This window comes from Paractinoplanes abujensis, from assembly GCF_014204895.1.
Classification (GTDB): Bacteria; Actinomycetota; Actinomycetes; order Mycobacteriales; family Micromonosporaceae; genus Actinoplanes; species Actinoplanes abujensis.
On record NZ_JACHMF010000001.1, the window covers coordinates 3,736,643 to 3,759,395 of the forward strand.

The following is a 22,753-nucleotide window of genomic DNA, read 5'->3' on the forward strand; positions in this document are numbered from 1 at the left end:
GGGCGGCGCCGGGCTGCGTCATCGGTGGTCAGCCCACCCGCTGCGGCTCCCGGGCCGCGGGCCCGGTCGTGGTGGAGAGGGTGCCGCCGGTCTCGTCGATCCCGGCCTTCTCGTGCAGCCTGCGGGCCCACGCCGGCGCCCACCAGTTGGCCCGGCCGGCCATCTTCATCAGCGCCGGCACCAGCGTGGCCCGGACGAGGAACGCGTCGATCAGCACCGCTAGGCCGAGGCCGAGGCCGAACATCTTCATGAACGTGACACCGGCGGTGCCGAAGGCGAAGAACGTGATCGACAGCACCAGGGCGGCGGCGGTGACGATCGGGCCGGTGTTGGCGATGCCGGAGACGATCGCGGTCTCGTTGTCGCCCGTACGGTCGTACTCCTCTTTCATCCGGGCCAGCAGGAACACCTCATAGTCCATCGAGAGGCCGAAGGCGACGGCGAACATCAGCAGCGGCATCGACACGTCGGTGAGCCCGGTCGAGGTGAAACTGAGCAGCTCGGAGAGGTTGCCGTCCTGGAAGATCCAGACCATCGCCCCCAGCATGGCAGTGAGGTTGAGCGTGTTGAGCACGATCGCCTTCAGCGGTACCAGGAGACTGCCGAACATCAGGAACAGCAGGGCGAAGGTGGCCACGGCGATCCACAACGCGGCCCACGGCGCGACCGAGGTGATGCCGGCCTTGGTGTCCACCAGTTCGGCGGTGCTGCCGCTGACCAGGGCGTCGAACGGGGCGTCGATGGCCCGCAGGTCGTGCACCACGTTCTCGGCCTCGCTCGAGATCGGCTGGACCGCCGGGACGACCTCGAGCCACTGGCCGGCGTCCGTGGCGTACCGCTCGGCCTCGGGGCCGGGACCGGCCGTACGCTGCCCGCCGGCCCAGGTGCCGTAACGGGTGTCGACCTCGGTGACGTTGCTGACCCGCGAGGCGGCCTGGGCGTACGCCTCGATGTCGCTCCGCTCGGCGGCTCCCTTGATCACGATGGGCAGCGCCTCGTAGCCGAAGTCGCGCTGCGCCGCCTCGGTGGCCTGGCGGGCCGCGACGTCGGCGGGCAGGACCCGGGCGTCCGGGTTGCCGAACCTGGTGCCCAGCACGGGCGCGGAGAGCAGAAGCAGCAGCACCACCGCGGTGCCGGTGACCAGGCCGGGCCGGCGCAGCACGCCGCCGGCCAGGGCGGCCCAGCGGCGCGAGCCGCCCTCGGCGTCGCGGCGCAGGCCGGGCAGGCGCCACGCGTTGACCCGGTGGCCCAGCAGCGCCAGCACCGCGGGCAGGATGATCACCGAGGCGGCGATCGCGACGAGCACCACGCCGACCCCGGCGTAGGCGAACGAGCGCAGGAAGAACATCGGGAAGGCGATCAGCGACAGCAGCGCCACGGCTACGGTCACCCCGGAGAAGACCACCGTACGTCCGGCCGACTCCACCGTGCGGATGGTGGCCACCTTCGGGTCGTAGCCCGCCTTGAGCTCCTCCCGGAACCGGGAGACGATCAGCAGCGAGTAGTCGATCGCCAAACCGATGCCGAGCGCGGTCACGAGGTTGATGGAGAAGACCGAGACGTCGGTGAACTGTGCGAACGCCCACAGCACGAAGAACGCGCCCATGACCGCGGCCACCCCGACCAGCAGCGGGAGCAGAGCCGCCACCACCCCGCGGAACACGATCAGCAGGAGCAGCAGGGTCAACGGGATCGCGATCAGCTCGGCGCGGACCAGGTCGTCCTCCAGGGTGTGGCCGAGGGCGGCGTCGACCGCCGCGGACCCGCCGACCTGCACGGTCACCGCGCCCCGGTCCCCTTCGAGGCTGTCCTGCACCCGGGCGACGGTGGCCTCCACCTCCGCCTCGGAGCCACCGGCCCGCGCCATCACCAGCGCCGACCCCCCGCTCTCGGAGCGCAGCGGCGGTGGCGAGCCGAGCAACCAGTAGGAGGTCACCTCGTCGATGCCGGCCGTCGTGGTGAGCTCCTGCGACAGGGCCCGGCCCGCGGCGGCCGCCTCCGGGGCGTCGACGTCACCTCCGTTCGCGGTGACGACGAGCAGGAGGTTGGGCGAGCCCGCACCGAGCTCCTTCTCGAGGATCACCCGGGCCCGGGCCGAGTCCGACGACGGGTCGTCGAAGCCGCCGTTCTTCAGGGCCGTGAAGGCGCCGCTGCCGAGGACCGCGGTCAGCACGACGACGGCGAGCGACACGAACAACGTCAGTTTGGTCCGCCGGACGACGAGTCTGCCGAGTGCGGTGAACATGTGAGCCTCTCCCCGGCCCGGGCGTTCCGAGCCGTACGAGAGGAAATTCTGTCGACGCCGCGCCGCGAAATCGTCGGAGCGCAGCACCGTCCCCGGCCCTGCCCCGGGAGGAGGAGCCGGCCGCCTCCTCCTCCCGTGGTAGGAGCAGGGGGACGGCTAGGACACCGTGCAGGCGGTGCCGTCGAGGCGGAAGTCGGTGGGCCTGGCGTTGGTGCCGCTGTAGGTGGCCTGCAGGCCGAACGTGGCCGTCGCACCGGTCGCCAGCGTGCCGTTCCAGCTGGCGTTGCGGGCGGTCACGACGGCGCCGGTCTGGCTGACCGTGGCGTTCCAGGCGCCGGTGACCTGCTGGTTGCCGGGGAACGTGAAGGTGAGGGTCCACGCGTTCCGGGCCGCGCCGAGGTTGGTCACGCTGACGTTCGCGGTGAAGCCGGTGCCCCACTGGTCGGCCGTCCAGCGCAGCGAACAGGCCGCGGCCGAGGGCGGGGTCGTGGCGGGCGGGGTCGTGGCGGGCGGGGTCGTGGCCGGCGGCGTGCTGGGCGAGCCGGCGGGCGGGAAGCGCAGGATCCGGTCGTCACCGGTGGCGGGCGTGCCCCGGCCGTCGCGGTTGCTGGTGGTCACCCACAGGGCGCCGTCCGGGGCGCGTTCCACCGTACGGAGCCTCCCGTACCGGCCCTGCAGCAGCGGGACCGGCGTGCCCGCACCACCGGCGCCGTCCAGCGGCACCGACCAGAGCCGCTGACCGCGCAGGGCGGCGACGTACAAGGTCTGGCCGTCGATGGCGGCCCCGCTGGGCGACGCCTCGGCGGTGCTCCACACGACGATCGGATTGCGGTAGCGGGTGTCGGTGGACCGGCCCTCGACGACGGGCCAGCCGTAGTTGCCGCCCGCGACGATCTGGTTCACCTCGTCCCAGGTGTTCTGCCCGAACTCGGCGGCGTACAGGCGGCCCTGCGCGTCCCAGGCCAGGCCCTGCGGGTTGCGGTGACCGAGGCTGTAGACCAGCGAACCGGCGAACGGGTTGCCGGTGGCAGGGACACCGCCGTCCGGACGCATGCGCAGGATCTTGCCGTTGCGGCTCTGCTGGTTCTGCGCGTTCGCCGTGACACCGGCGTCGCCCACCCCGGCGTAGAGCATGCCGTCGGGGCCGAAGGCGATCCGACCGCCGTCGTGGATGCTCGCCTTGGCCAGCCCGCTCAGGATCACCTGCTGGGTCTGCGGGGTGTCCAGCCGGAACCGGGCGATCCGGTTGTCGGAGGCCGCGGTGAAGTACACGTACACCAGGTTGTCCTGGGCGAACGTGGGCGACACGGCCAGGCCGAGCAGACCCGCCTCGCCGGTGGCGGCAACACCGGCGACGGTGGTGACGGTGACCGGTGCGCTGCCGGGAGTCACCCGCAGCACCCGGCCGCTGTTGCGTTCGGCGACCAGCGCGCTGCCGTCGGGCAGGAAGCCCAGGCCCCACGGGACGGTCAGGCCGGTCGCGACCTCCTGCGGGTCGGCCAAGTCGGCTCCGGCAGCCGCCGGCCCGCTGACCGCGAGCTGTGCCGCCCCCAGAGCCAGCGCGGCGACGGCACTGCCGACGACGATCATGCGACGCATGACTACCTCCGATTCCCGCCAGGAGCGCTCCCACCCTCCCCCCAATATAGACAAATGTCAATTAAAAGCGGGTCGCGGCCGTCGATCAGTCGTTGTCCCGGGCGAGCAGCTCGTACGTCAGGTCGGTCACGGTTGCCGCGCCGGCCGGGGGCTGCGGCGCCTCGACCCCGCCGTACTGGGAGACCGTGATGATCAGCGGCGGCTCGGGCCGGCTGTCCGGGGCCTGGGACGCGAGCGTGCCCGGAAGGTTGAGCGTGAAACTGGTCAGCCGGCCCTGCCCGTCGAGCGTCGCCTCGTACGTCATCGCCCTGGCCGACGGTCCGTAATAGCCGGCCGGGTCGCCGATGACGAGGTTGAGCTCATCGTCGATCCGGGTGGCGTCCAGGGTTCCGGTGATGGTGTCGCCCCGGCGTTCCGCGGTCGTCACCGCGCCGATCAGCGCGTCGGCCCCGGTGATGTCCAGCTTGCTCGCGGTGGGGACGGGCGCGATGTAGTCCAGGGAACTCTGCTCGTCGACCCGGGCCGCCTCGGCCAGGCGCTGCTGGTCCACGCGGAGCCAGCGGGTGCCGCTCAGCTGGGCGATGGCGGTTTGGTAGCGGCCGATCTCGGCCTGCGGCAGCCCAGCGTTCTTGAGCTGCTCGAGGACGCCGGGGCCGCTGTACGTCCCGGCGCCGGGCGGCTTCAAGTACGTGGTGTTCCCGACCCGCATCAATGCCAGCTTGTTGCGGTATTCGACGAGGTAGCTGCCGGCCGTGCCGATGTCGGCGCGGACGATGTCGGTCATCAGGTACGCGCCGGTGCGGGCGAAGACGTAATCCCCCGCCCTCAGGCCGGCCCGCGCGTTGGCGAGGTCCCGGACCGCCTGGGCGCCGCTGACGACGACCGGGGCGTCACCGCCGGGCCGCAGCGCGATGATGCCGCCACTCACCGCGACCAGGGCGACGGCGGCCCCGGTCACGACGGCCAGACGCCGCCGGCCGCGGCGGCGCCGGCCGGACCGCAGGATCGGACCCGGCTCGAGCGGGTCGGTGGTGCGGGCCAGCTCGTTCATGGCCCTGCGCAGGTCGTCCGGGGTGCGAGTCATGACTGCTCCTGGGTGCCGTGGGAGGGGCGAGGCCCGCGAACCTCGTCGTCGAGCGCGATGCGCATCTTGCGCAGAGCCGTGTGGCAGGTCGACTTGACCGTGCCGACACTGATGCCGAGGATCTTGGCGACGTCCCGCTCGGTGTGGTCGTCGAAGTAGCGCAGCACGACGACGGCGCGTTCACGACCGGTGAGAAGGTCGAGCGCGGCCAGCAGTGATCGGCGGTCCTCCAGCGCGTTGTCCGGGCCCGCGGGAGCATCGGGAACAACGTCGACCGGGCGTTCGTGGCGTTGGTGCCCGGTGCGCCACCAGTCGGTGACCGCGTTCGTGACGGACCGCTGGACGTAGCCGTACGGGTCGTCGTGTTCGATGCGCGACCACCGCAGATACGCCCGCGTCAGGACGCTCTGCACGATGTCCCGGGCCTGCTCGCGGTGCCCGCACAGCAACTCGGCGTGCGCGATCAGCCGGTGGGAGCGAGTCGCCACGAACGCGGTGAAGGACTCGTCGGTGTCCCGGCCTCGTCTGAACCTCATGATCCCTCAGACGTAGCGGGTCGGCGAAAGGTTGGGCTGGGGGCCGGAGAAACCTTTGGTGGTTCTTTGGCGGCACCGCTCATCGTTCTCGATGTGAGCCAATACCGCAGGCTAGTCACCGCTTCCGCCCTCCTGTTCGGTGTCGCGACGCTGTCGGCGTGCGCCGCCCCGAATGCCTCGGACGACGTCGTCCGCTCGGCCGCCGCCACCGCCCCGCCCGCCGCTTCTCCCCCGGCCGCCGACGTCGTCAAGTCGTCGGCGAAGAAACCGGCGGGGAAGAAACCGGCGGCGAAGAAAGCGGCGCCGCGCGGCCCCCGGATCGTCTCCTTCCGCATCGCCCAGAAGCCCAAGTGCGCCGAGGGCACCGCCGTCTTCCGCGCCGACCCGGTCCCGCTGATCATCGAGTGGAGGATCACCGGTGCGGCCGGTGGCGCGCTCTCGGTCGACGACCCGACCCACACCCCCGGCACGTACGGCCAGGTCGAGCTCAAAGGCTCGCAGGAGTTCCTGTTCTCCTGCAGCGGCGAGGTCGGCACGAAGGAAACCCACACGTATGCGCTCTACACCGTCGGCGGCACCGGACCGGCCCGCGTCAAGACGATCAAGGCGTCGGCCACGGTGCTCGACAAGGGGCTCGGCACCAACTAGCGGGACGCGGAGAAGTCCTGCGTGCCGATCACGCGGAGGAGCTCGAGGGCCCGGTGGACCGGTGAGCCGGGCTCGGCCGTGAACAGAACCAGCTGCTGATCGCGGTCGGGCAGGGTGAGGATCTCGAAGTCGAGTTCCAGCCGTCCGACCGCTGGGTGGTCGATCACCTGATGGCTGTGATGGTCGATGTGCAGCTCCTGCTCGCGCCAGAGCCGGGCGAACTCGGTGCTGGCGGCGAGCAGGTCACGGATCAGGTCGCGGACCTCGTCGTTGTGCGGATAACGGGTGGCGGCGACGCGCAGGTAGCTGACCGCGGCCCGGGCGAACTGCGGCGAGGCGCCCATGCCGTAGCCCCGGCGGGAGGGGTCGGGGTGCAGGAAGTACCGGCGTACGAGATTGCGGTCGTCGGCGCCCAGCGCGGAGAAGTCCTCGAAGAGCGCCGCCGCCAGCGGGTTCCATGCCAGCACCTTGCACGCTCCGCTGATCACCACGACACCGGCGTCGCTGATCCGGTCGAGCAGCTGCAACGTTCCGGCCGGCACGTCCTCGGCGGGCCCGTCGCCGCTCCCGCTCTCGGCCTGGCCGGCCAGCCGGAACAGGTGCTCCTGCTCCTGCCCGTCGAGCCGCAGCGCGCGGGCGATCCCGTTGAGCACCGTCCGTGAGGGGTGGCGGCCGCGGCCCTGCTCCAGACGGGTGTAGTGGTCGACCGAGATCATCGCCAGCTGGGCCACCTCCTCGCGGCGCAGCCCGGGCGTGCGGCGCCGGCTGCCCGCGGGAAGGCCGGCGTCGCGCGGGCTGACCCGCTCCCGGCGGCCGCGGAGAAACGCCGCCAGCGCCTGCTTGTCCATGGCCCGAGCCTACGGGCGCGTGGGCGGCTCAGCCATGGACTACCGGTCTCTGGTTACCCGGATGCGGGCCCGCCACGGTTGCGGCATGAGCGAATCAGTGCTGGTCACCGGGGGATCCGGTTTTGTGGCGGGCTACGTCGTGCGGGAACTTCTCGGCCGGGGCCACCGGGTGCGGGCGACCCTGCGGAATCTGCGCCGCGGCGAGGCCGTACGAAGGAAGCTGGGGGTCGAGGGCGACCTGTCGTTCGTCGCCGCGGATCTGCTGAGCGACGACGGGTGGGACGCGGCCACCGAAGGCATGACGTACGTGGTGCACACGGCGTCGCCGATGCCGGTCGGTGAACACCGCGGGCAGGACATCACCACACCGGCGCGCGCGGGCACCCGCCGGGTCCTGCAGGCCGCCCGGCGCGCCGGTGTGCGGCGGGTGGTGCTGACCTCGTCGACGGCGGCCGCGATCCCCGCCGAACCGGAGGCCCCGGCGGACGAGCAGACCTGGAGCGACCTGCCCGACCAGCCCCGCTACGTCTATCCGCGGGCGAAGACGCTGGCCGAGCAGGACGCGTGGCGCATCGTCCGCGGCTGGCCGGACGGCCCCGAGCTGACCACCGTGCTGCCCGCGAACATTCAGGGCCCCGCGCTCGACGAGGACCTGTCCCCGTCGGTGACGCTGATCCGGTTGATGCTGACCGGCAAGATGCCGGCGCTGCCGCACATGGGCTACTCGATCGTCGACGTGCGCGACCTGGCCGTCCTGCACGCCGAGGCGATGACCGCCCCTGCCGCGGCCGGGCAGCGCTTCATCGCCGCCGGTGAGTTTCTCTGGTTCCACGAGATGGCGGCGATTCTGCGCGACCGGCTGGGCCCCGACGCGGCCAAGGTCTCCCTGCGCCGGCTGCCGAACTGGGTGGTCCGCGCGGCCGCGCCGTTCAACGCCGAGCTGAACCAGGTGGTGCCCAGTCTCGGCGTGCGCAGCCGGCTGAGTTCCGCACACGCCGAGAGGACGTTCGGCTGGCGAACGCGCCCGGCCGCCGACTCGGTCCTCGACACCGCGAAGAGCCTGTTGTCGCTCGGCTTGGCCTGAATCTGCTCCCGGGGTGGGGTCTCGCCGGCCATCGAGCGGAGCGGTTACGGCCGTTCGCCGACGCCGGCACCGAGGTAGGTGGGGACGTCGGCCAGCAGACCGGACACCTCCGGGCTGAGCTCGTTGCGGCGGCGGTGCCGGTCGGCGATCTTGTCGGCCAGCTCGGGATCGTCGTCGTCGCTGATGTCGAAGATCTGCATGTTCTCGATCAGCTCGAGGCCGATCAGGTCGGTGCGCAGCGTCGCCGGATGGGTCAGGAACGCGAACAGGCCGTCCAGGTCGTCGAAGACGAACGTCGCGCCGTACTGGAACTCGCCGCCGAGATCACGGCCGACCACCCAGGAACGCACAGACGGAACCGATCGACCCGTCTCCCGCCAGCTCTCCAGCGCCGCCTCGGCCTGCTCGGGCGACGCGGACTTCTTCAGCGCGGCCCGGATCACGTGGAAGATCATCTCTTGCCCCTTGTCTCTAACATGGTTAGATTTTCTAACGCCGTTAACCTACGGCCGGATCGCCGAGGAGGTCAAGAGGGACGGCTAGGGTTCGCGTGACCGGAGAAGTGAGAAGACGACCATGCCGAGCAACACCCGACGCGCCCGTGAGCGGGCCGGCACCCGCGACCGCATCGTCGAGGCCGCGCTCACGGTGCTGGAGAACGAGGGCGCCGCCGCGCTGACGATCCGGCGCATCGCCGCCGACGTGGAATACACCGCGCCGATCGTCTACCAGCACTTCGCCGGCAAGGACGCGCTCGTGCGGGAACTCGTGGGGCACGGATATCGCCTGATGATGGCCGACCTCAGCCGGCTCCCCGACGAACCCGACATGGACCGGCGCGTGCTGCGGATCGCGCGCGCGTACGTGCGGTTCGCGACCGAGCACCCGCACCTCTACCAGGCCATGAACGACGCCACAGTGGGCGCGGACGCCCGCCGGCAGGCCGCGGCGCCGGCCATCGGCCTCGTGCAGGAGTTGCTCACCGACTGGTCGCGCGCGCACGGCGTGGCGCTGGCCGCACCCGACGAGGCCTGCGAGATCGTCTGGGGCGCGCTCTACGGCATCGCCTCGCTCGGAAGCCTCGACTCGCTCAGCCCCGACCGCACCGAACGGCTCGCCGAGCAGGCCCTCACTGCGATCCTCCAAGGGTGGCGGACCCCGGCGGCATAACGAAAAGCTCAGCGCCCTCGACGAGCTCCAGGGCCGTCCGGTGTCTCCGGTCAGCGGCGGCAGGTCACGTCCGGGGCGGCCCGAAGTGTCACTGATCGGTCGGGCGAATCATCTTGCTGTTGTTGATGGCAATGCGCGCGCGGTCACGGGTCTCCCGGGCCTCCCGGCGGATCCGGGCCGACCGTTGCCGCCAGCCTTCCGGGTCGTCGCCGTGAAACGTGGCGCCCGCGGGTGCCGCGACGGGGCCGGCGGGTTCGTCCGCCACCACGAAACGGTCGAGCAGGCCGAGCGCCGTCAACACGTGGGCGACGCCGGGGGTCGGGCCGCGCAGCTTCAGCACGATGCCCGCGGCGTCGGCCGCTTGCCCGCAAGCCAGCAGGGATCGCACACCCGCCGCGTCGATGAAGGTCAACTCGCTCAATTCCAGCTCGACCCGGGCCACCGCGGCTGCCGACAGCGTTCGCGTGAAGGCCTCGATCAGTCGGGGAGCCGTGGCACTGTCGAGTTCGCCGCCGAGACGGAGGACCAGCATGTCCACGCCGGCCTCGGCCGAATCGACGTGCAGATGATCGATAGCACCTTCGGATGGCTGCTCGGACATCGTGGGACCGCTCCGGCGGTGACCAGAAGCGCATCCGGCTCTGTTTTGAACGGCGCGATTCCTCGCAGTGGATGGTACCTCGGGGCGACACAAGCCGGTCAACCCCGAGCCGCGGCTGCTCCACGCGCGAAGACAGCGCGGACCGAGCACCAAGCGCGCCGAGCGTTACTTCCACCACTGTCAACGCAGTGATCACCTTGATAGGTTCTTGCACATAGTTGGCAAGAACTAAGGAGTGGCGTTGACTGCCGTACTCTCGGAGGACCGGGAGCAGGATGTGCTCGGGGTCGGCGCCCAACGCCGCCGCACCACGCTCTGGGTCGTGGCGCTGGCCGTCGGCCTGGTGGTGACCGGGGTGGTGGCGGTCGGCACGGGAGCGATCGCGATCGGCCCGGCCACCGTGGCCCGCATCCTCGCCCACCAGATCTTCGGCCTGGGCGACGCGACCTGGACACCGCCGCAGGAAGCCATCGTCTGGCAGGTGCGGCTGCCCCGCGTGCTGCTCGGCATGCTCGTGGGGGCCGGGCTGGCCGTCTGCGGTGTCGCGCTGCAGGCCATGGTGCGCAACGTGCTGGCCGACCCGTACCTGCTGGGCATCAACTCGGGCGCGTCCAGCGGCGCCGCCGCGGCCATCCTGTTCGGGGCGGGCGCCGGTTTCGGCCAGTACGCCCTGTCGGCCAGCGCGTTCCTGGGCGCACTGGCCGCCTCCCTGCTGGTGTTCCTGATCGCGCGTAGCGGGGGCCGGGTCACGTCGATCCGCCTGCTGCTGGCCGGCGTGGCCGTCGGCTACGCCCTGTACGCCACCACCAGCTTCCTGATCTTCGCCTCGGGCTCGGCCGAGGGCTCCCGCTCGGTGCTGTTCTGGCTGCTCGGCTCGCTCGGCCTGGCCCGCTGGGACGCCCTGCTCACTGTGGCCGCGGTGGTCATCGGCGGCACCACGTTCTTCCTGACCGTCGTGGGCCGGCGCCTCGACGCGCTCGCCGTCGGCGACGAGACCGCGCACACGCTCGGCGTGAACCCGGACCGGTTCCGGATGCGGCTGCTCGTGATCGTCTCGCTGTGCGTCGGTGTGCTGGTCTCCGCGGCCGGCAGCATCGGCTTCGCCGGGCTGGTCGTCCCGCACCTCGCCCGCCGCCTGGTCGGGGCCCCGCACGTCCGCGTCGTGCCGGTCGCCGCGCTGCTCGGCGCGATCCTGCTGGTCTGGGCCGACGTGATCGCCCGCGTGCTGCTGGCCCCGCAGGAGATCCCGATCGGCATCATCACCGCGCTGCTCGGCGCTCCGTTCCTGTTGATCCTCATCCGCCGACTGCACGCCGGAGGCACCTCATGAAGAAGTTCGTCGTCCTGTCCGCCGTTCTGCTGCTCTCCGCCGGATGCGGGGCCGCCGGCGACGGCGTCGCGAGCGAGGCCGGCGGGGGCTATCCGCTGACCGTGAAGAACTGCGGGGCCGACGTCACCTTCGACCGGGCGCCCGAACGGACCGTGCTGCTCAAGAGCGCCGCCGTGCCCTACCTGCACGACCTCGGCGTGCTCGACCGGGTCACCGCTCGCGCCGGGCACTATCCCGAGGAGTACTACGACGACGCCACGCTGGCCGAGCTCGAGAGGATCCCGCTGCTCACCGACAAGACCGACACCAGCGGGCACCTGCAGATCTCCAAGGAAGTGGTGATCAGTCAGCAGCCCGACCTGGTCTTCGGTGAGGTCGACAACCTGTCGCGCGACACCCTGTCGGCGGTGGACATCCCGCTGCTGGAGGAGCCGGCGATGTGCGCCGGCAACACGGCCGTGCCGACCTTCGACGACATCTATCGGCAGCTGGAAACGTACGGGAAGGTCTTCAGCCGGCCCGAGCAGGCCAGCACGGCGGCGACGGCGCTCAAGGAGCGGGTCGGCAAGGTGGAGAAGGTCGGCAACGGGCGTACGGCGGCGGTGCTCTATCCGACAGTCGGGGGCGGGGTGACCTACGCGTACGGGTCGACCAGCATGGCGCATCCGCAGCTGGAGGCGGCCGGCTTCACCAACGCGTTCGGCGAGAGCAAGGAGCGCGTCTTCGAGGTGACGCTGGAGGAGCTGCTGGGCCGCAACCCCGACGTGCTGATCCTGCTGTACGGCGACGGCGACCCGGCGAAGGTCGAGCAGGCCGTCACCAGCCTGCCCGGCGCCGAGAAGCTCCAAGCGGTGCAGGACAAGCAGGTCATGACGCAGCTGTTCAACTTCACCGAGCCGCCCTCGCCGCTGTCGGTCGACGGCCTGGAGCGGATCGCCGAGCGGTTCCAGCAGTGATCCGGGCGGCCGAGGTGTCGTGGCGGTACGGCGCCACGCCGGTGATCGAGGGCGTCAGCGTGACCGCGCGGCCGGGCCGCGTGCTCGGGCTCATCGGACCCAACGGATCCGGCAAGACCACCCTGCTGCGCCTGCTCTACGGCGCGCTGCGCAGCCCCACCGGGCGGGTCACCGTCGACGACGACCCGCTGTCCCGGCTGTCCGCGCGCGAGACCGCGCTGCGCATGGCCGTCGTGGTGCAGGAGACCGGCGGCGAGACCGCGCTCAGCGTGGCCGAGACGGTGCTGCTGGGCCGGAGCCCGCACCTGTCCACATTTCAGCGTACGGGGAAAACCGACCACGAGATCGCCGCCCGCTGCCTGGCCCGTGTCGGAGCCACCCACCTCGGGCCGCGCGCCTTCGCCGGGCTGTCCGGCGGCGAACGGCAGCGGGTGCTGATCGCCCGCGCGCTGGCCCAGCAAGCCACCCACCTGCTGCTCGACGAACCCACCAACCACCTGGACATCCGTTACCAGCACGAAGTCCTGGGCCTGGTCCGCGGGTTGGGGACCTGCTCGGTCGTGGTGCTGCACGACCTCAACCTGGCCGCCCGCTACTGCGACGACCTCGTGCTGCTCGGCGCGGGTGGGGTGGTCGCGGCCGGAACCGTGGACGAGGTGCTCGACCCGGCGACCCTCGAACCCGTCTACGGCATCGGGATCAAACGCATCGAGCTCGACGGGCACCTGCACCTGCTGTTCCACCCCTTGGCTCGGGAGGCCACATGACCACTCAGGACCGGATCAACGACTACTGGACCGGGCGTGCCCCCAGCTACGCCGCCTACCAGCTGCAGCCCGGCCGGATGGCCGACGACGTCGCGGCCTGGTCGCAGGTGTGGGCGGGCGCGCTGCCGGCGACGCCCCTGGACGTGCTCGACGTGGGCACCGGCAGCGGCCAGGTCGCATCGATCCTGGCCGGGCTCGGTCATCGCGTCACGGGCATCGACCTGTCCCCCGGCATGCTCGAACAGGCCCGGACCGCGTACGGGAACGTGGATTTCCGCCTCGGTGACGCCGTCGACCCCGCGTTCGCCGCGGCCAGCCTGGACGCGGTGACGGGCCGATACGTGATGTGGACGCTGCGCGACCCGGAGGCCGCGGTGAAGAACTGGATCCGCCTGCTGCGGCCCGGCGGCACGGTTGCCGTCGTCGACAGCACCTGGTTCCCGGACGGACCGCAGAACTTCTACGACCCGTCGGTGTGGCAGGCCCTCCCCCTCGCGCAGGCCACCGACATCAACCAGACCGCCGCCGTGCTGTCGGGCGCGGGCCTGGCCGACGTCACCGTCACGCCGCTGACCGGTATCCACGAACTGGACGAGAGGTACGGCGTGGCGCCCGGCCACGAGGTCCAGATGCAGTACCTGATCACCGGGCGTGCGCACGCTCGGCCGCGCAGAGCGCCCCGGTCGACCCGGCCGTCATCGACCAGGTGATGCGGGCGACCGACGCCAACGGGACGGGCGGCGAACTCACCGTGACCCTCCCCTCCGACAGCAGCACCGCGCGGGCCGGGCTCGGTTCCCGGCGTCGCCCGGCACCAGCAGCATCACACCGGGCCGGACGGATCTCAGAGCGCGGTGACGAGCCCGTCGAGCATGCGGCCGAAGGCGCCGACCGCCACCGACAGGTGCCCCTCCCCCGGTTCCAGGTGGGCGGTCACCCCGGGCACGTGCGCGGCGAGCCACTTGCCGTGGGCGTACGGCACCATCAGGTCCTCGCTGCCTTGCCACAGGTGGACCGGCACCGTGATCTCGGCCAGGTCGAAACCCCAGGGCTTGGTGAAGGCGAGGTCGTCGTCGAGCCAGCCGTCGATGCCCGGCCGCAGCGCCTCCGTGAAGGCGGCTGTCAGGTCCGCACCGAACTCGTCGGTCAGCACGGCCCGGTCCACCGGGGGCAGCAGGCTCGACAGCCCGGCGATCAGGCCGGCCGCGTCGGTGTCGCGCATCCCCTCGGCCTCCTTCTCCAGGTAGGGGCGCAGATCCTGCTCGCCGCGCGCGGCCGCTCCGAACTCCGCGACGTTGTCCTCGCCCATGCCGGCCACGAAGTCCAGACCGTCGGCCCCGTACGGCGCGGCCCCCGCGATCACCAGGGCCCCCGCGACGCGCCCGGGCAGGCGCGCAGCCGTGGCGAGGGCGTGCGGTCCGCCCCCGGACCAGCCCGCAACCAGGCAGCGCGGGGCGCCGAGGTGGTCGAGCACGTCCTGTACGTCCGCGACCACGTCCACCACGGCCCGCCCGGGCGCTCGGGTGGAGGCGCCGTAGCCGGGCCGGGAGAACGTCACGAGCCGCAGGCCCCGCTCGTGGACGGCTCGCTGCAGGTAACGCAACGGCCGGGCCGCTCCGGGGGTGCCGTGGTGAAAGATCAGCGGCACGCCGCCGGCCGGGCCGCTCACCACTACTTCGAGCTGCCGGCCATCGCGGGTGGTAAGCACGGTTGAGCCTCCATCAGTCGATCGGAACGGGGGGAACTCCGGCGTTCAGACGGGCGGCCAGTTCCGCAGGGCGGCGTCGATCACCTGCTCGAGCTCGGCCCGGCCGGCGCCCCCGGCGGCCTGGACGGCGACGCCGTTGGCGATCGTCAGGACGTATCTCGCCAGCAGCGCCGGGGCGGTCTCCGGGGGCAGGTCGCCCTGCTCGACGGCGCGCTCGAACCGCTTCGTGAGCTGGGCGTGGGTCTCCTGCCGGGAGGTGGCCAGCAGCTCGCGGATCACCTGCCCGTCCTCGCCCCCGATCAGCGAGGCCCGGAGGCTGAGGCAGCCCGGCGGGTAGTCGGGCAGGGTGGCGCTGCGCACCGCGCCTTGGAGGAACACCGTGGCCACCCGCTGGGCGGTCGGCTCGGTCAGCGCCTCGGCACCGTACGACGCGGGCCCGGCGGCGTAGCGCGCCCACGCCTTGCGGAACAGTTCTTCCTTGTTGCCGAAGGCCGCGTACATGCTCGTGCGATTGATGCCCATGGCCTTGGTCAGGTCAGCCAGGCTCGCGCCCTCGTAGCCGTGCTCCCAGAAGACCCGCATCGCGTTCTCGAGGGCCGCGTCGGCGTCGAAGCCCCGCGGCCGGCCGATCGGCGTGCTCCGTTGAATGGTCACGTGATCGAGCTTACCAATTCCTTACCGATCGATCCAGATGTGCTACGTTACTTCGGTACCGATCAGTCGGTACGGAATTATCGGCAGGCCGAGGCCGTTACGACGGCATCTCTTGAAAGGGATGGACATGAGCGAGTTCACCGGAAAGACCGCCCTCATCACCGGCAGCACCAGCGGCATCGGCCGGGCGACGGCCCTGCGCCTGGCCGCCCAGGGCGCCGACGTCGTGGTGACCGGCCGCGACGCTCAGCGCGGCGCGGAGGTGGTCGACAAGATCAAAGCCGACGGCGGCCAGGCCCGGTTCATCGCCGCCGATCTGACCGACCGGGCCGACGTGGCCCGGCTGGCCGAGGCCGCCGGGGAAGTGGACGTGCTGGTCAACGGGGCCGCGGCGAACATCTTCGGCCCGAGCGCCGACATCACCGCCGAGCAGTACGACACGCTGCTCGACAGCAACCTGCGCGCGGTCTTCCTGCTGACCGTCGCCCTGGCCCCCAAGATGGCCGAGCGCGGCCACGGCAGCATCATCAACATCAGTAGCGGCTCCGCCGTGATGGGCGACGAGAACAACGCCGTCTACGTCGCCACCAAGGGCGCGCTCAACGCCATCACCCGCGCCTGGGCCGCCGAGTACGGGCCTTCCGGCGTCCGGGTCAACGCGGTCCAGCCCGGCCCGACGTACACCAGCGTCGGCCCGGTCTGGCTGGACCGGTACATCAACCTCATCCCGCTGCGCCGCGTCGGCCAGCCCGAGGAGCTCGCCGAGGTGATCGCGTTCCTCGCCGGTCCGGGCGGGTCGTACATCAACGGCGCCACCATTCCCGTCGACGGTGGCCTCACCGCGGTGGAGCCCCCGAAGCCCCCGGTGGCCGCCTGACGAGAGGCACGCGGGTGGGCAGCTCCCGGAACGGTCGGGAGCTGCCCACCGGGCATGACGCCGGCGCGGCCCGCCGCCATCTCGGGCACGGCGAGTTCGGCCGCACCGAGGCGGCGATGCTCCGGAGCGACCATCAGCGAAGAGATTCCGCTCAGCGTGGATCGGCGGGGTCCAGGATGCCGCGGACGGTCCGCAACGCGTAGAACGATCGCGAACGCACCGTCCCCTCGGGAATGCCGAGACTCTCGGCGACGTCGGCCACGGAGCTGTCCCGGCCGTAGAGCGCGAGCAAGACCGCTCGGTGCCGCTCGGACAGCCGCGCCAGCGCGTCCCGCAGCACCTGCCGGTCGAGCAGGCGGTCGACGTCGTCGGGGGCGGCCCCGGTCCACGCCGTGTGGTCGCCGTAGACCTCGGCCGGCCGGGCCATCCGGCTGCGCACCGCATCGATCGCCACGTTCCGGGCGACGGTGAAGATCCAGCGGCGCCGCGACTCGGCGTCGCCGGGCAAGTCGTCCACTTTGCGCCAGACCCGCAGCATCGTCTCCTGCAGCAGGTCCTCGGCCGCCTCCGGCTGGCCCTGGGTGAGCCGCACCAGATAACGGCGCAGAGGGCTCGCGGTGGCCTCGAACAGGCCACGCATCCGTTCCTCCGGGGCCGGAGAATCAATCTCGGGCCGGTTGCCTACGGCAGTGCTCATCGCCGGTCATCCCTCCGCGCGGTTCCCGCCACCGGCGGCGAACCGGCCGGTGGTGTCGCGAACGGTAATGTCCCGGTAGTCCCGGACGAATGAGTCTTAAGGCCCAGAGGGACCCAGGCCGGGCCCGGGGCCGGTGGTCCGGCTCGAGGGGACGACGCGCCACGCGAGCAGACCGGCCACCAGCAGCAGGACCGCCGCCACGTACGACGTGATCCCGACATCGAAAGCACCTCACTGACCTCCTCGGACCAGACCGCCCGGCACCGGATCCCCGACGGCCGGCGGCCACGTCTCGTTCAGCCCACGGACGTGGCCGTCATCACCCGTTCCGGAGGAAGCCCGGCGAGAAGGGCAGGCGGGCCGCCCCGGCCGGAGCGGCCCGCCTGTCCGGTCACAAGGTGCAGGTCGCGCCGGCGGCCGGCACTTTGAGGTCGATGAGATAGTCGGCGGCGGCCTTGTTGACGCAGGGATTCGTGCCCGCGGTCACGATCGTGTGCCCCTCGCCGCGCACCGTGAGCAGCGCGCTGCCCAGGGATTCGGCGAGGCGGACGCCACCGGCGTGCGGGGTGGTGGGGTCCCCGGTGATCGAGACGACGAGCGTACGGGGAAGGCCTTGGATGTTCTGGGCGTACGGGAAGCCCAGCGTGGGCGGGGCCGGCCAGTGCTCGCAGCCGTCGCGGGCCCCGGTCAGCGCGACGCCCGGATCCATGAACGGCGCCGACTTGATGACAGCGGCGCGCAGCTCGTTGCCCTGCTGCTCGCTCAGCCGCTGCTCGTCCATGCAGTTGATGGCGTACAGGGCCTCGGCGAAGTTGGTCCAGGCGCCCTTGGCGTCCCGGCCGGAGAAGTCGAAGCCGAGCTGGGCCAGTTCGTCGCCGCGGCCCTGCCGCAGCTGGCCGAGTCCCTTGATGATGCGCGGCCAGGCCGCCTGGGTGTAGAGGCCGGAGATCACGCCGCCCACCGCCGCGTCGAAGTCGAGTTCGCCGCCGAGCGCGGGGACCGGCTTGTCGTACAGCGGGCGGACGATCTTCTGGAACTCGGCGGTGGCCGCTTCCGGGTCGCGGCCGATCGGGCAGCCGGCCTGCCGGGCACAGAACGCGGCCATGCGGTCGAAGGCCGCCTGGAACCCGCTGAACGCGAAGACCCGCCGTTCCATGGTGCCCTGCCGGGAGTCGATGGCCCCGTCGAGCAGCATCGCGCGCACGTTGCGCGGGAACTGTTCGGCGTAGACCGCGCCGAGCCGGGTGCCGTAGCTCTGGCCGAGGAAGGTGAACTTCTCATCGCCGAGGACGACGCGCAGGATGTCCATGTCACGGGCCACATCGCGGGTGCCGAGATGGGCGAGGACGTCGGGACCGCCCGAGCCCTTCGCGCAGCGCTCGACCAGCGCCCGGGTGTCGTCCTCGGTCCACTGGACGGTCGTGCCCTGCGTGGTCAGCGGCACGATGCCCCGATCGGCCTCTTCGTCGGTGTAGCAGTCGACCGCGGGTTCGGTGGAGCCGACACCCCGCGGATCGAACCCGACCAGGTCGAACCGCTCGACGAGCGGGCTCTTCGCCTTGATCAGCCCGAGGGCGGTGGTGGCGGCCCCGAACACCCCCGACCCGCCCGGGCCGCCCGGGTTGGTGACCAGCGAGCCGATCTTGTCCCCGGTGGCGGCGCGCCGGGCCACGGCCACTTCGATGGTGCGTCCGCCGGGGTCGTCGTAGCTCAGGGGCGCCTGCATCCGGGCACACTCCAGCCCGTCGACCAGCGCCATGATGGTGCTTTCGGTCTCGGTCGTGGCGTAGTCGTCGCACGCGGTCCACTTCAGCGTCTGCTGGTGGAACCGGTCGAGCCCGGGCGGGTTGCCGGAGGCCGCCGGGGCCGGTGCCTCCGACGTGCAGGCACCAAGCGGCACGAGAAGCGCCGCGGCGGCGAGCCCGGACACTGTTCGGATCAGCTTTCTTGTCGTCAGAAGCGCCATACCCCCACAACAGCAGCCGCAGGGCCCTCTCGTTCAGGGCCGTCACGTCACCGCAACTAGTGACGTGACGTCACTAGCAGCCGGGGCGACCGCGCCCTATCCCGGTCACAGCCCGCTGAGCACGCTGTCGACGGCCAGGTAGAGGGTCTCGGTCTCGGACTCCAGGATCGAGTCCCCGGCGGGCAGGGCCCGTTCGATCGAGAGTCCGTTGAGGACGGTGAGCAGGAACCTCACGCGGCGCGCATGGTCCTCTTTCGGCAGCGCGCCCTCGTCGGCGAGGACCGACAGCCAGTATTCGATGCGGCGCCAGCCTCCTTGCTCCAGGCCCAGGTACGCCGCGCGCACCTCCTCGGTCGGCTCGGCCGCGATGTACGTGCGGTAGGCGATGGTCCACGCCTCACGCGCCTGCTCCCCCACGCCGGCCGGGGCGAGCACTTGGCGCAGGCAGGTGACCAGCCGGTCCCGGGCGGGCAGCGACCGGTCCTTGATCGGGTCGTCGGGGAACATGTGGCCGTAGATCCGGCCGAGCACGGCGTCCTTCAGCGCGCGCTGGTTCGGGAAGTGGAACCGGAGCGAACCCGTGCTCACCCCGGCCCGCGCCGCGACCGCGCGCACGCTCAGACTCGCCGTCACGTCTTCGGCGAGCATCGCCGCCGCGGCGGCCAGAATCCGTTCCCGTGAGCCGGTTCTGCCGTCTTCCTGTGTCACCCGCCACCTCCTATTACACCGTACTAGTACGCCGTGCTACTTTCCGCTGGTACAGCGTGTCAGTGCTGTCGCGACCCCTGAAGAGGACGCCATGACCAGGATGATCAAACCAAACTGGCTGCTGACTCCGGGCGAGCCTCGCAACGGGCCGTCGGTTCCTGCCGGAGTCGAATACCACCGAGTTCTCGCCGGCGACAAACGCCGGATCGGTCGCGGCCTGCTCGCGATCGTCCTCCTGCTGGCCGGGCTCGTCATCTTTCCCACCGTGATCGGCCGGGCGGCCGCGCTCATCGACGAGCAGCGCGGCTACAGCCCGCCGATCGTGGGCGGCACCGACTACACGCCGCTGTACCACGCCGGTTCGATGCTCTCGCTCGCGTTGCTCATCCCGTGGAGCATGCTCATCCAGCGGTGGCTCTACGGCGTACCCGGGGCCTCTCTGCACTCGGTGACGTCGCGGTTCCGCTTCGACCTGCTCGGCAAGTCGCTGCTCGTCATCGGTCCCGCCTGGCTGGTCGTCAACCTCCTCGGCGCCCTCCCGCCCGGCGCGGAGTCGCCGTGGTCGCAGACCGGCCTCGTCGCCATCTTCATCGCCACGCTGCTGCTCACCCCGCTGCAGTCGGCGGGTGAGGAGTACGGCGTACGGGGGCTGATCTTCCGGGTCGTCGGGGGCTGGGCCCGCAGCCCGCGGGCCGGGCTGATCGCCGGGGTTCTGGTCTCGAGCGTGCTGTTCACCGCGATTCACGGCTCCACCGACCCGTACATCAATCTGTGGTATTTCGTGCTGTGGACCGGGCTGGCCATCATCACGTGGCGCACCGGCGGGCTGGAGATCGCGGTCATGCTGCACGCCGTGCTCAACACGTTCACCTTGCTCCTGGCCACCGCCCTGCGCGTGGACCTCGGCCGCGCGACGCAGGACCGCTCGGCCGGGGCCGGCTCGCCGTATCAGCTCATCCCCACCCTGACAGTCGTCGTCATCACCGCCGCCGTCTGGTGGTTCACCCGGAAGCGGGGACCGGCCCGCACCGCCGGCGAGAGGTGACAGCGGCGGCGCTCGCTTGACCGTGTTCCTGCCACACAGTGTTCGCTGCGAAGGACCGAGCATAGGAGACTCACGTGGACGTGTGGAACGGGGCCGTCAAGCACCGCCCGGCTGCAGTGGTGCGGCCCGTAACCGCCGAGCAGGTGGCGCAAGCCGTCGTCGAACGGGGCGAGCTGGCCCTGTCGGTACGGTCAGGCGGGCACGATCCCGCCGGCCGTTCGGTCCGCGACGGCGGACTCGTGCTGGACATCCGCGACCTGAGCACGGTTCACATCGACGCCGGCCGCCGGATCGCGCGGATCGGCGGGGGCGCCACCTCCGCCGCCGTGGCGGCCGCGGCCGCCGCTCACGGGCTGGCCGCCGCGGCCGGCAACGTCGGCTCGGTCGGGTTCGCCGGGCTCAGCCTCGGTGGCGGGTACGGTCCCCTGTCCGGCTCGTACGGTCTGGCCGTGGACAACATCGTCGGCGCGCAGGTGGTGCTGGCCGACGGCCGCATCGTCGAGACCGACGAGACGCGCGAGCCGGAGCTGTTCTGGGCGATCCGGGGTGGCGGGGGCAACTTCGGTGTCGTCACCGAACTGCGGGTCCGGCTGCATCCCGTCGAGCAGCTCACCGCCGGCATCCTCTTCTTCGCCTGGGCGGAGGCCGAGCAGCTGTTCCCGCTGCTGGCCCGCTACATGCACGACGCGCCGGAGGCCCTCACCACCCAGCTCGGCGTCTTCACCGCACCCGGCGGCGGGCCGGGACTGTTCGCGCTGCCCGCCTGGTCCGGCCATCCCGACGAGGGCCGGGCCGAGATCGACAAGTTCGCGGCCCTGGGCACCCTGACGTCCGCCCGGATCAGCGAGATGGGCTACGCCGACCTGATGGCGCTGTACGAAACGCTGACCCCGCCCGGCCGGCAGGTCGCCATGCGGACCCGCACGGTCCCGGAGATCACGCCCGCCGTCGCGCGCGCCCTGGTGCACGCCGGGGACACGCTGACCACGCCGATGTCCGGCATCCCGATCAACCATCTCCGCGGACCGTCCACGAAGGTCGGCCCCGGTGACACCGCCTTCGCCTACCGTGCCCCGCACTTCGTGGCCGAGATCGCCGCGGTGTGGCATCCCGATCTGCCCGGCGAGCACGCCGCGTGGGCGCACGACGTGTGGGCCGAGCTCGGACCGCACTCACTGCCGGGCGGTTACGTCAACCTCATCGGGCCGCAGGACCAGGATCAGGCCGACGCCGCGTACGGTCCCCACACGGATCGCCTGCTCCACGCGAAGCAGACCTACGATCCGGCCGGCGTCTTCTCCGCGACCGCGCTGCCCCGGCCGCTGACGTAGGGCGCCCGTCAATGGGGCAGACCGACCGTACGGGAAAGCAAGGCGTCCATGGCTCCGGTCGGCAGCAGCCGGCTCATCGCCACGACGCCGCGCACATCGGCCCCGGCGAAGTAACGCGCCCGGGGCCGGCGAGTGGTCAGAGCACGTTCGACGACGGCCGCGACCCGGCCGGGGTCCCCGGCGCCGTCCTCCACCTTCCGGCTGAAGCGGATGAAGGCCTCCAGGGCGGAACCGTAACGACCCTTGGCCTGCTCCCCCAGGCGTTCCATGTCGGCCTTCAGGGCGACCTCGGTGCCGGCCCGGTTCCGCGACTTGTGGCTCCCCGATTCGATGATCACCACGGGCACCCGCCAGGGCCGCAGTTCCTGACGCAACGCGTCGGAGATCGCCTCCAGCGCGAACTTCGAGGCGTTGTAGGCGCCGAGGAAGGGGGTGGCGACGAGGCCTCCGGCCGAACCGATCATGACGACCCGGCCCTGTCCGGCCCGGATCGCGGGCAGGAACGCCTGCGTCACCGCGAGCAGCCCGACGACGTTGATCTCCAATTGGTCCCGCAGGCGCTCCAGCGGCAAATACTCCAGCGGGCCGGCGAAGGTGACTCCGGCGTTGTTGACCAGACCGTCGAGCCGCTCGATCTCCTTCGCGGCCGCGGCGAGCTGAGCGCCGTCGGTGACGTCCAGCAGCAAGGGACGGATTCCCCGGCCCGGCGGAGCGTCGGCGACCCGCCTCACCCCGGCGACGACTTCGTGCCCCCGGCCGGCCAGATGTGTTGCGATCGCCCGGCCGATGCCGCTGGAAGCTCCTGTGACGAGGTAGGCCATGGTGTCTCCTGCACTGTGGGTCCGATCCCGTCGAGCGTAGGAGGACGGCCTCGGCCCGCACATGAACGGCAGCGACAA

Annotated in this window: 23 protein-coding genes; 10 read left to right on the forward strand and 13 right to left on the reverse strand. The window is 71.6% G+C overall.

The annotated features are described in order from the left end of the window. Positions 1-28: 28 nt before the first annotated feature. From BKA14_RS16620 to BKA14_RS16635, 4 genes are all read right to left on the reverse strand, one after another. Entirely contained in the window at positions 29-2,245 is a 2,217-nt protein-coding gene (locus tag BKA14_RS16620; RefSeq protein ID WP_184951844.1) for an MMPL family transporter, read from the reverse strand. 156 nt (positions 2,246-2,401) lie between these two features. Continuing rightward, positions 2,402-3,844 carry a PQQ-dependent sugar dehydrogenase gene (locus tag BKA14_RS16625; RefSeq protein ID WP_184951845.1) on the reverse strand — a complete coding sequence of 481 codons (1,443 nt, stop codon included), beginning with the start codon at positions 3,842-3,844 and terminating at the stop codon, positions 2,402-2,404. Between the two features lie 85 nt (positions 3,845-3,929). Beyond that, the gene (locus BKA14_RS16630) at positions 3,930-4,928 is read right to left on the reverse strand and encodes a hypothetical protein (protein ID WP_184951846.1); all 999 of its coding nucleotides are present in this window, start codon (positions 4,926-4,928) and stop codon (positions 3,930-3,932) included. Beyond that, a complete protein-coding gene (locus BKA14_RS16635; protein ID WP_184951847.1) occupies positions 4,925-5,464 on the reverse strand; it encodes a SigE family RNA polymerase sigma factor in 540 nt (179 codons plus the stop codon). Before BKA14_RS16635 ends, BKA14_RS16630 begins: the two co-directional genes overlap by 4 nt. Positions 5,465-5,557: 93 nt before the next feature. Between BKA14_RS16635 and BKA14_RS16640 the strand changes: the two genes are divergently transcribed. Continuing rightward, entirely contained in the window at positions 5,558-6,112 is a 555-nt protein-coding gene (locus BKA14_RS16640; RefSeq protein WP_184951848.1) for a hypothetical protein, read from the forward strand. Here the strand turns inward: BKA14_RS16640 and BKA14_RS16645 are convergent. Then, the gene (locus BKA14_RS16645; RefSeq protein ID WP_184951849.1) at positions 6,109-6,960 is read right to left on the reverse strand and encodes a helix-turn-helix transcriptional regulator; all 852 of its coding nucleotides are present in this window, start codon (positions 6,958-6,960) and stop codon (positions 6,109-6,111) included. The two genes, BKA14_RS16640 and BKA14_RS16645, sit on opposite strands and share 4 nt — an antisense overlap. An 85-nt stretch (positions 6,961-7,045) precedes the next feature. Between BKA14_RS16645 and BKA14_RS16650 the strand changes: the two genes are divergently transcribed. Continuing rightward, entirely contained in the window at positions 7,046-8,044 is a 999-nt protein-coding gene (locus BKA14_RS16650) for an NAD-dependent epimerase/dehydratase family protein (RefSeq protein WP_184951850.1), read from the forward strand. Between the two features lie 44 nt (positions 8,045-8,088). Here the strand turns inward: BKA14_RS16650 and BKA14_RS16655 are convergent, their stop codons facing one another. Further along, positions 8,089-8,499: a Dabb family protein gene (locus BKA14_RS16655; protein WP_184951851.1), complete on the reverse strand. Its 411-nt coding sequence runs from the start codon at positions 8,497-8,499 to the stop codon at positions 8,089-8,091. Between the two features lie 121 nt (positions 8,500-8,620). On the opposite strand from BKA14_RS16655, the gene BKA14_RS16660 reads away from it, so the two are divergent. Next, the gene (locus BKA14_RS16660; RefSeq protein ID WP_184951852.1) at positions 8,621-9,214 is read left to right on the forward strand and encodes a TetR/AcrR family transcriptional regulator; all 594 of its coding nucleotides are present in this window, start codon (positions 8,621-8,623) and stop codon (positions 9,212-9,214) included. Positions 9,215-9,302: 88 nt separating this feature from the next. On the opposite strand, the gene BKA14_RS16665 is transcribed toward BKA14_RS16660, so the two are convergent. Next, on the reverse strand, positions 9,303-9,815 hold the full coding sequence (locus BKA14_RS16665; protein WP_184951853.1) for an STAS domain-containing protein: 513 nt from the start codon (positions 9,813-9,815) through the stop codon (positions 9,303-9,305). Positions 9,816-10,056: 241 nt separating this feature from the next. Between BKA14_RS16665 and BKA14_RS16670 the strand changes: the two genes are divergently transcribed. Genes BKA14_RS16670 through BKA14_RS16685 form a run of 4 tightly spaced genes read left to right on the forward strand, consistent with a single transcriptional unit; the run spans position 10,057 to position 13,578 of the window. Then, complete coding sequence (locus BKA14_RS16670) at positions 10,057-11,145, forward strand: FecCD family ABC transporter permease (protein ID WP_203722844.1); 1,089 nt, start codon at positions 10,057-10,059, stop codon at positions 11,143-11,145. Further along, positions 11,142-12,101: an ABC transporter substrate-binding protein gene (locus BKA14_RS16675; protein WP_184951855.1), complete on the forward strand. Its 960-nt coding sequence runs from the start codon at positions 11,142-11,144 to the stop codon at positions 12,099-12,101. Before BKA14_RS16670 ends, BKA14_RS16675 begins: the two co-directional genes overlap by 4 nt. Continuing rightward, a complete protein-coding gene (locus tag BKA14_RS16680; RefSeq protein ID WP_184951856.1) occupies positions 12,098-12,868 on the forward strand; it encodes an ABC transporter ATP-binding protein in 771 nt (256 codons plus the stop codon). The genes BKA14_RS16675 and BKA14_RS16680 overlap by 4 nt, the downstream gene beginning before the upstream one ends. Further along, a complete protein-coding gene (locus BKA14_RS16685; RefSeq protein WP_184951857.1) occupies positions 12,865-13,578 on the forward strand; it encodes a class I SAM-dependent methyltransferase in 714 nt (237 codons plus the stop codon). Before BKA14_RS16680 ends, BKA14_RS16685 begins: the two co-directional genes overlap by 4 nt. A gap of 134 nt (positions 13,579-13,712) precedes the next feature. Here the strand turns inward: BKA14_RS16685 and BKA14_RS16690 are convergent, their stop codons facing one another. Next, a complete protein-coding gene (locus BKA14_RS16690) occupies positions 13,713-14,576 on the reverse strand; it encodes an alpha/beta fold hydrolase (protein WP_184951858.1) in 864 nt (287 codons plus the stop codon). A gap of 45 nt (positions 14,577-14,621) precedes the next feature. Then, on the reverse strand, positions 14,622-15,230 hold the full coding sequence (locus BKA14_RS16695) for a TetR/AcrR family transcriptional regulator (RefSeq protein ID WP_239093608.1): 609 nt from the start codon (positions 15,228-15,230) through the stop codon (positions 14,622-14,624). A 127-nt stretch (positions 15,231-15,357) separates the two neighbouring features. Between BKA14_RS16695 and BKA14_RS16700 the strand changes: the two genes are divergently transcribed. Next, positions 15,358-16,107, forward strand: a complete 750-nt coding sequence (locus tag BKA14_RS16700; protein WP_184951859.1) for an SDR family NAD(P)-dependent oxidoreductase — start codon at positions 15,358-15,360, stop codon at positions 16,105-16,107. A 151-nt stretch (positions 16,108-16,258) separates the two neighbouring features. Here the strand turns inward: BKA14_RS16700 and BKA14_RS16705 are convergent, their stop codons facing one another. The 3 genes from BKA14_RS16705 to BKA14_RS16715 all read right to left on the reverse strand — a co-directional run bounded on the left by BKA14_RS16705 (position 16,259) and on the right by BKA14_RS16715 (position 19,478). Next, positions 16,259-16,804: a sigma-70 family RNA polymerase sigma factor gene (locus BKA14_RS16705; RefSeq protein WP_184951860.1), complete on the reverse strand. Its 546-nt coding sequence runs from the start codon at positions 16,802-16,804 to the stop codon at positions 16,259-16,261. Between the two features lie 391 nt (positions 16,805-17,195). Then, entirely contained in the window at positions 17,196-18,734 is a 1,539-nt protein-coding gene (locus BKA14_RS16710; RefSeq protein ID WP_203722852.1) for an alpha/beta hydrolase, read from the reverse strand. Positions 18,735-18,875: 141 nt separating this feature from the next. Beyond that, positions 18,876-19,478: a TetR/AcrR family transcriptional regulator gene (locus tag BKA14_RS16715; RefSeq protein WP_184951862.1), complete on the reverse strand. Its 603-nt coding sequence runs from the start codon at positions 19,476-19,478 to the stop codon at positions 18,876-18,878. Between the two features lie 91 nt (positions 19,479-19,569). Between BKA14_RS16715 and BKA14_RS16720 the strand changes: the two genes are divergently transcribed. Beyond that, positions 19,570-20,523, forward strand: a complete 954-nt coding sequence (locus tag BKA14_RS16720) for a CPBP family intramembrane glutamic endopeptidase (protein WP_184951863.1) — start codon at positions 19,570-19,572, stop codon at positions 20,521-20,523. Positions 20,524-20,597: 74 nt separating this feature from the next. Then, entirely contained in the window at positions 20,598-21,854 is a 1,257-nt protein-coding gene (locus BKA14_RS16725) for an FAD-binding oxidoreductase (protein ID WP_184951864.1), read from the forward strand. An 8-nt stretch (positions 21,855-21,862) separates the two neighbouring features. Here BKA14_RS16725 and BKA14_RS16730 read toward each other — a convergent pair whose 3' ends face one another. Continuing rightward, positions 21,863-22,675, reverse strand: a complete 813-nt coding sequence (locus BKA14_RS16730) for an SDR family oxidoreductase (protein ID WP_184951865.1) — start codon at positions 22,673-22,675, stop codon at positions 21,863-21,865. Positions 22,676-22,753 lie beyond the last annotated feature (78 nt).

Coding starts and splice junctions, on each gene's coding strand:
- BKA14_RS16620 (WP_184951844.1), bottom strand. CDS start 2,245: ATGTTCACCGCACTCGGCAGACTCGTCGTCCGGCGGACCAAACTGACG.
- BKA14_RS16625 (WP_184951845.1), bottom strand. CDS start 3,844: ATGCGTCGCATGATCGTCGTCGGCAGTGCCGTCGCCGCGCTGGCTCTG.
- BKA14_RS16630 (WP_184951846.1), bottom strand. CDS start 4,928: ATGACTCGCACCCCGGACGACCTGCGCAGGGCCATGAACGAGCTGGCC.
- BKA14_RS16635 (WP_184951847.1), bottom strand. CDS start 5,464: ATGAGGTTCAGACGAGGCCGGGACACCGACGAGTCCTTCACCGCGTTC.
- BKA14_RS16645 (WP_184951849.1), bottom strand. CDS start 6,960: ATGGACAAGCAGGCGCTGGCGGCGTTTCTCCGCGGCCGCCGGGAGCGG.
- BKA14_RS16650 (WP_184951850.1), top strand. CDS start 7,046: ATGAGCGAATCAGTGCTGGTCACCGGGGGATCCGGTTTTGTGGCGGGC.
- BKA14_RS16655 (WP_184951851.1), bottom strand. CDS start 8,499: ATGATCTTCCACGTGATCCGGGCCGCGCTGAAGAAGTCCGCGTCGCCC.
- BKA14_RS16660 (WP_184951852.1), top strand. CDS start 8,621: ATGCCGAGCAACACCCGACGCGCCCGTGAGCGGGCCGGCACCCGCGAC.
- BKA14_RS16665 (WP_184951853.1), bottom strand. CDS start 9,815: ATGTCCGAGCAGCCATCCGAAGGTGCTATCGATCATCTGCACGTCGAT.
- BKA14_RS16675 (WP_184951855.1), top strand. CDS start 11,142: ATGAAGAAGTTCGTCGTCCTGTCCGCCGTTCTGCTGCTCTCCGCCGGA.
- BKA14_RS16685 (WP_184951857.1), top strand. CDS start 12,865: ATGACCACTCAGGACCGGATCAACGACTACTGGACCGGGCGTGCCCCC.
- BKA14_RS16700 (WP_184951859.1), top strand. CDS start 15,358: ATGAGCGAGTTCACCGGAAAGACCGCCCTCATCACCGGCAGCACCAGC.
- BKA14_RS16705 (WP_184951860.1), bottom strand. CDS start 16,804: ATGAGCACTGCCGTAGGCAACCGGCCCGAGATTGATTCTCCGGCCCCG.
- BKA14_RS16720 (WP_184951863.1), top strand. CDS start 19,570: ATGACCAGGATGATCAAACCAAACTGGCTGCTGACTCCGGGCGAGCCT.
- BKA14_RS16730 (WP_184951865.1), bottom strand. CDS start 22,675: ATGGCCTACCTCGTCACAGGAGCTTCCAGCGGCATCGGCCGGGCGATC.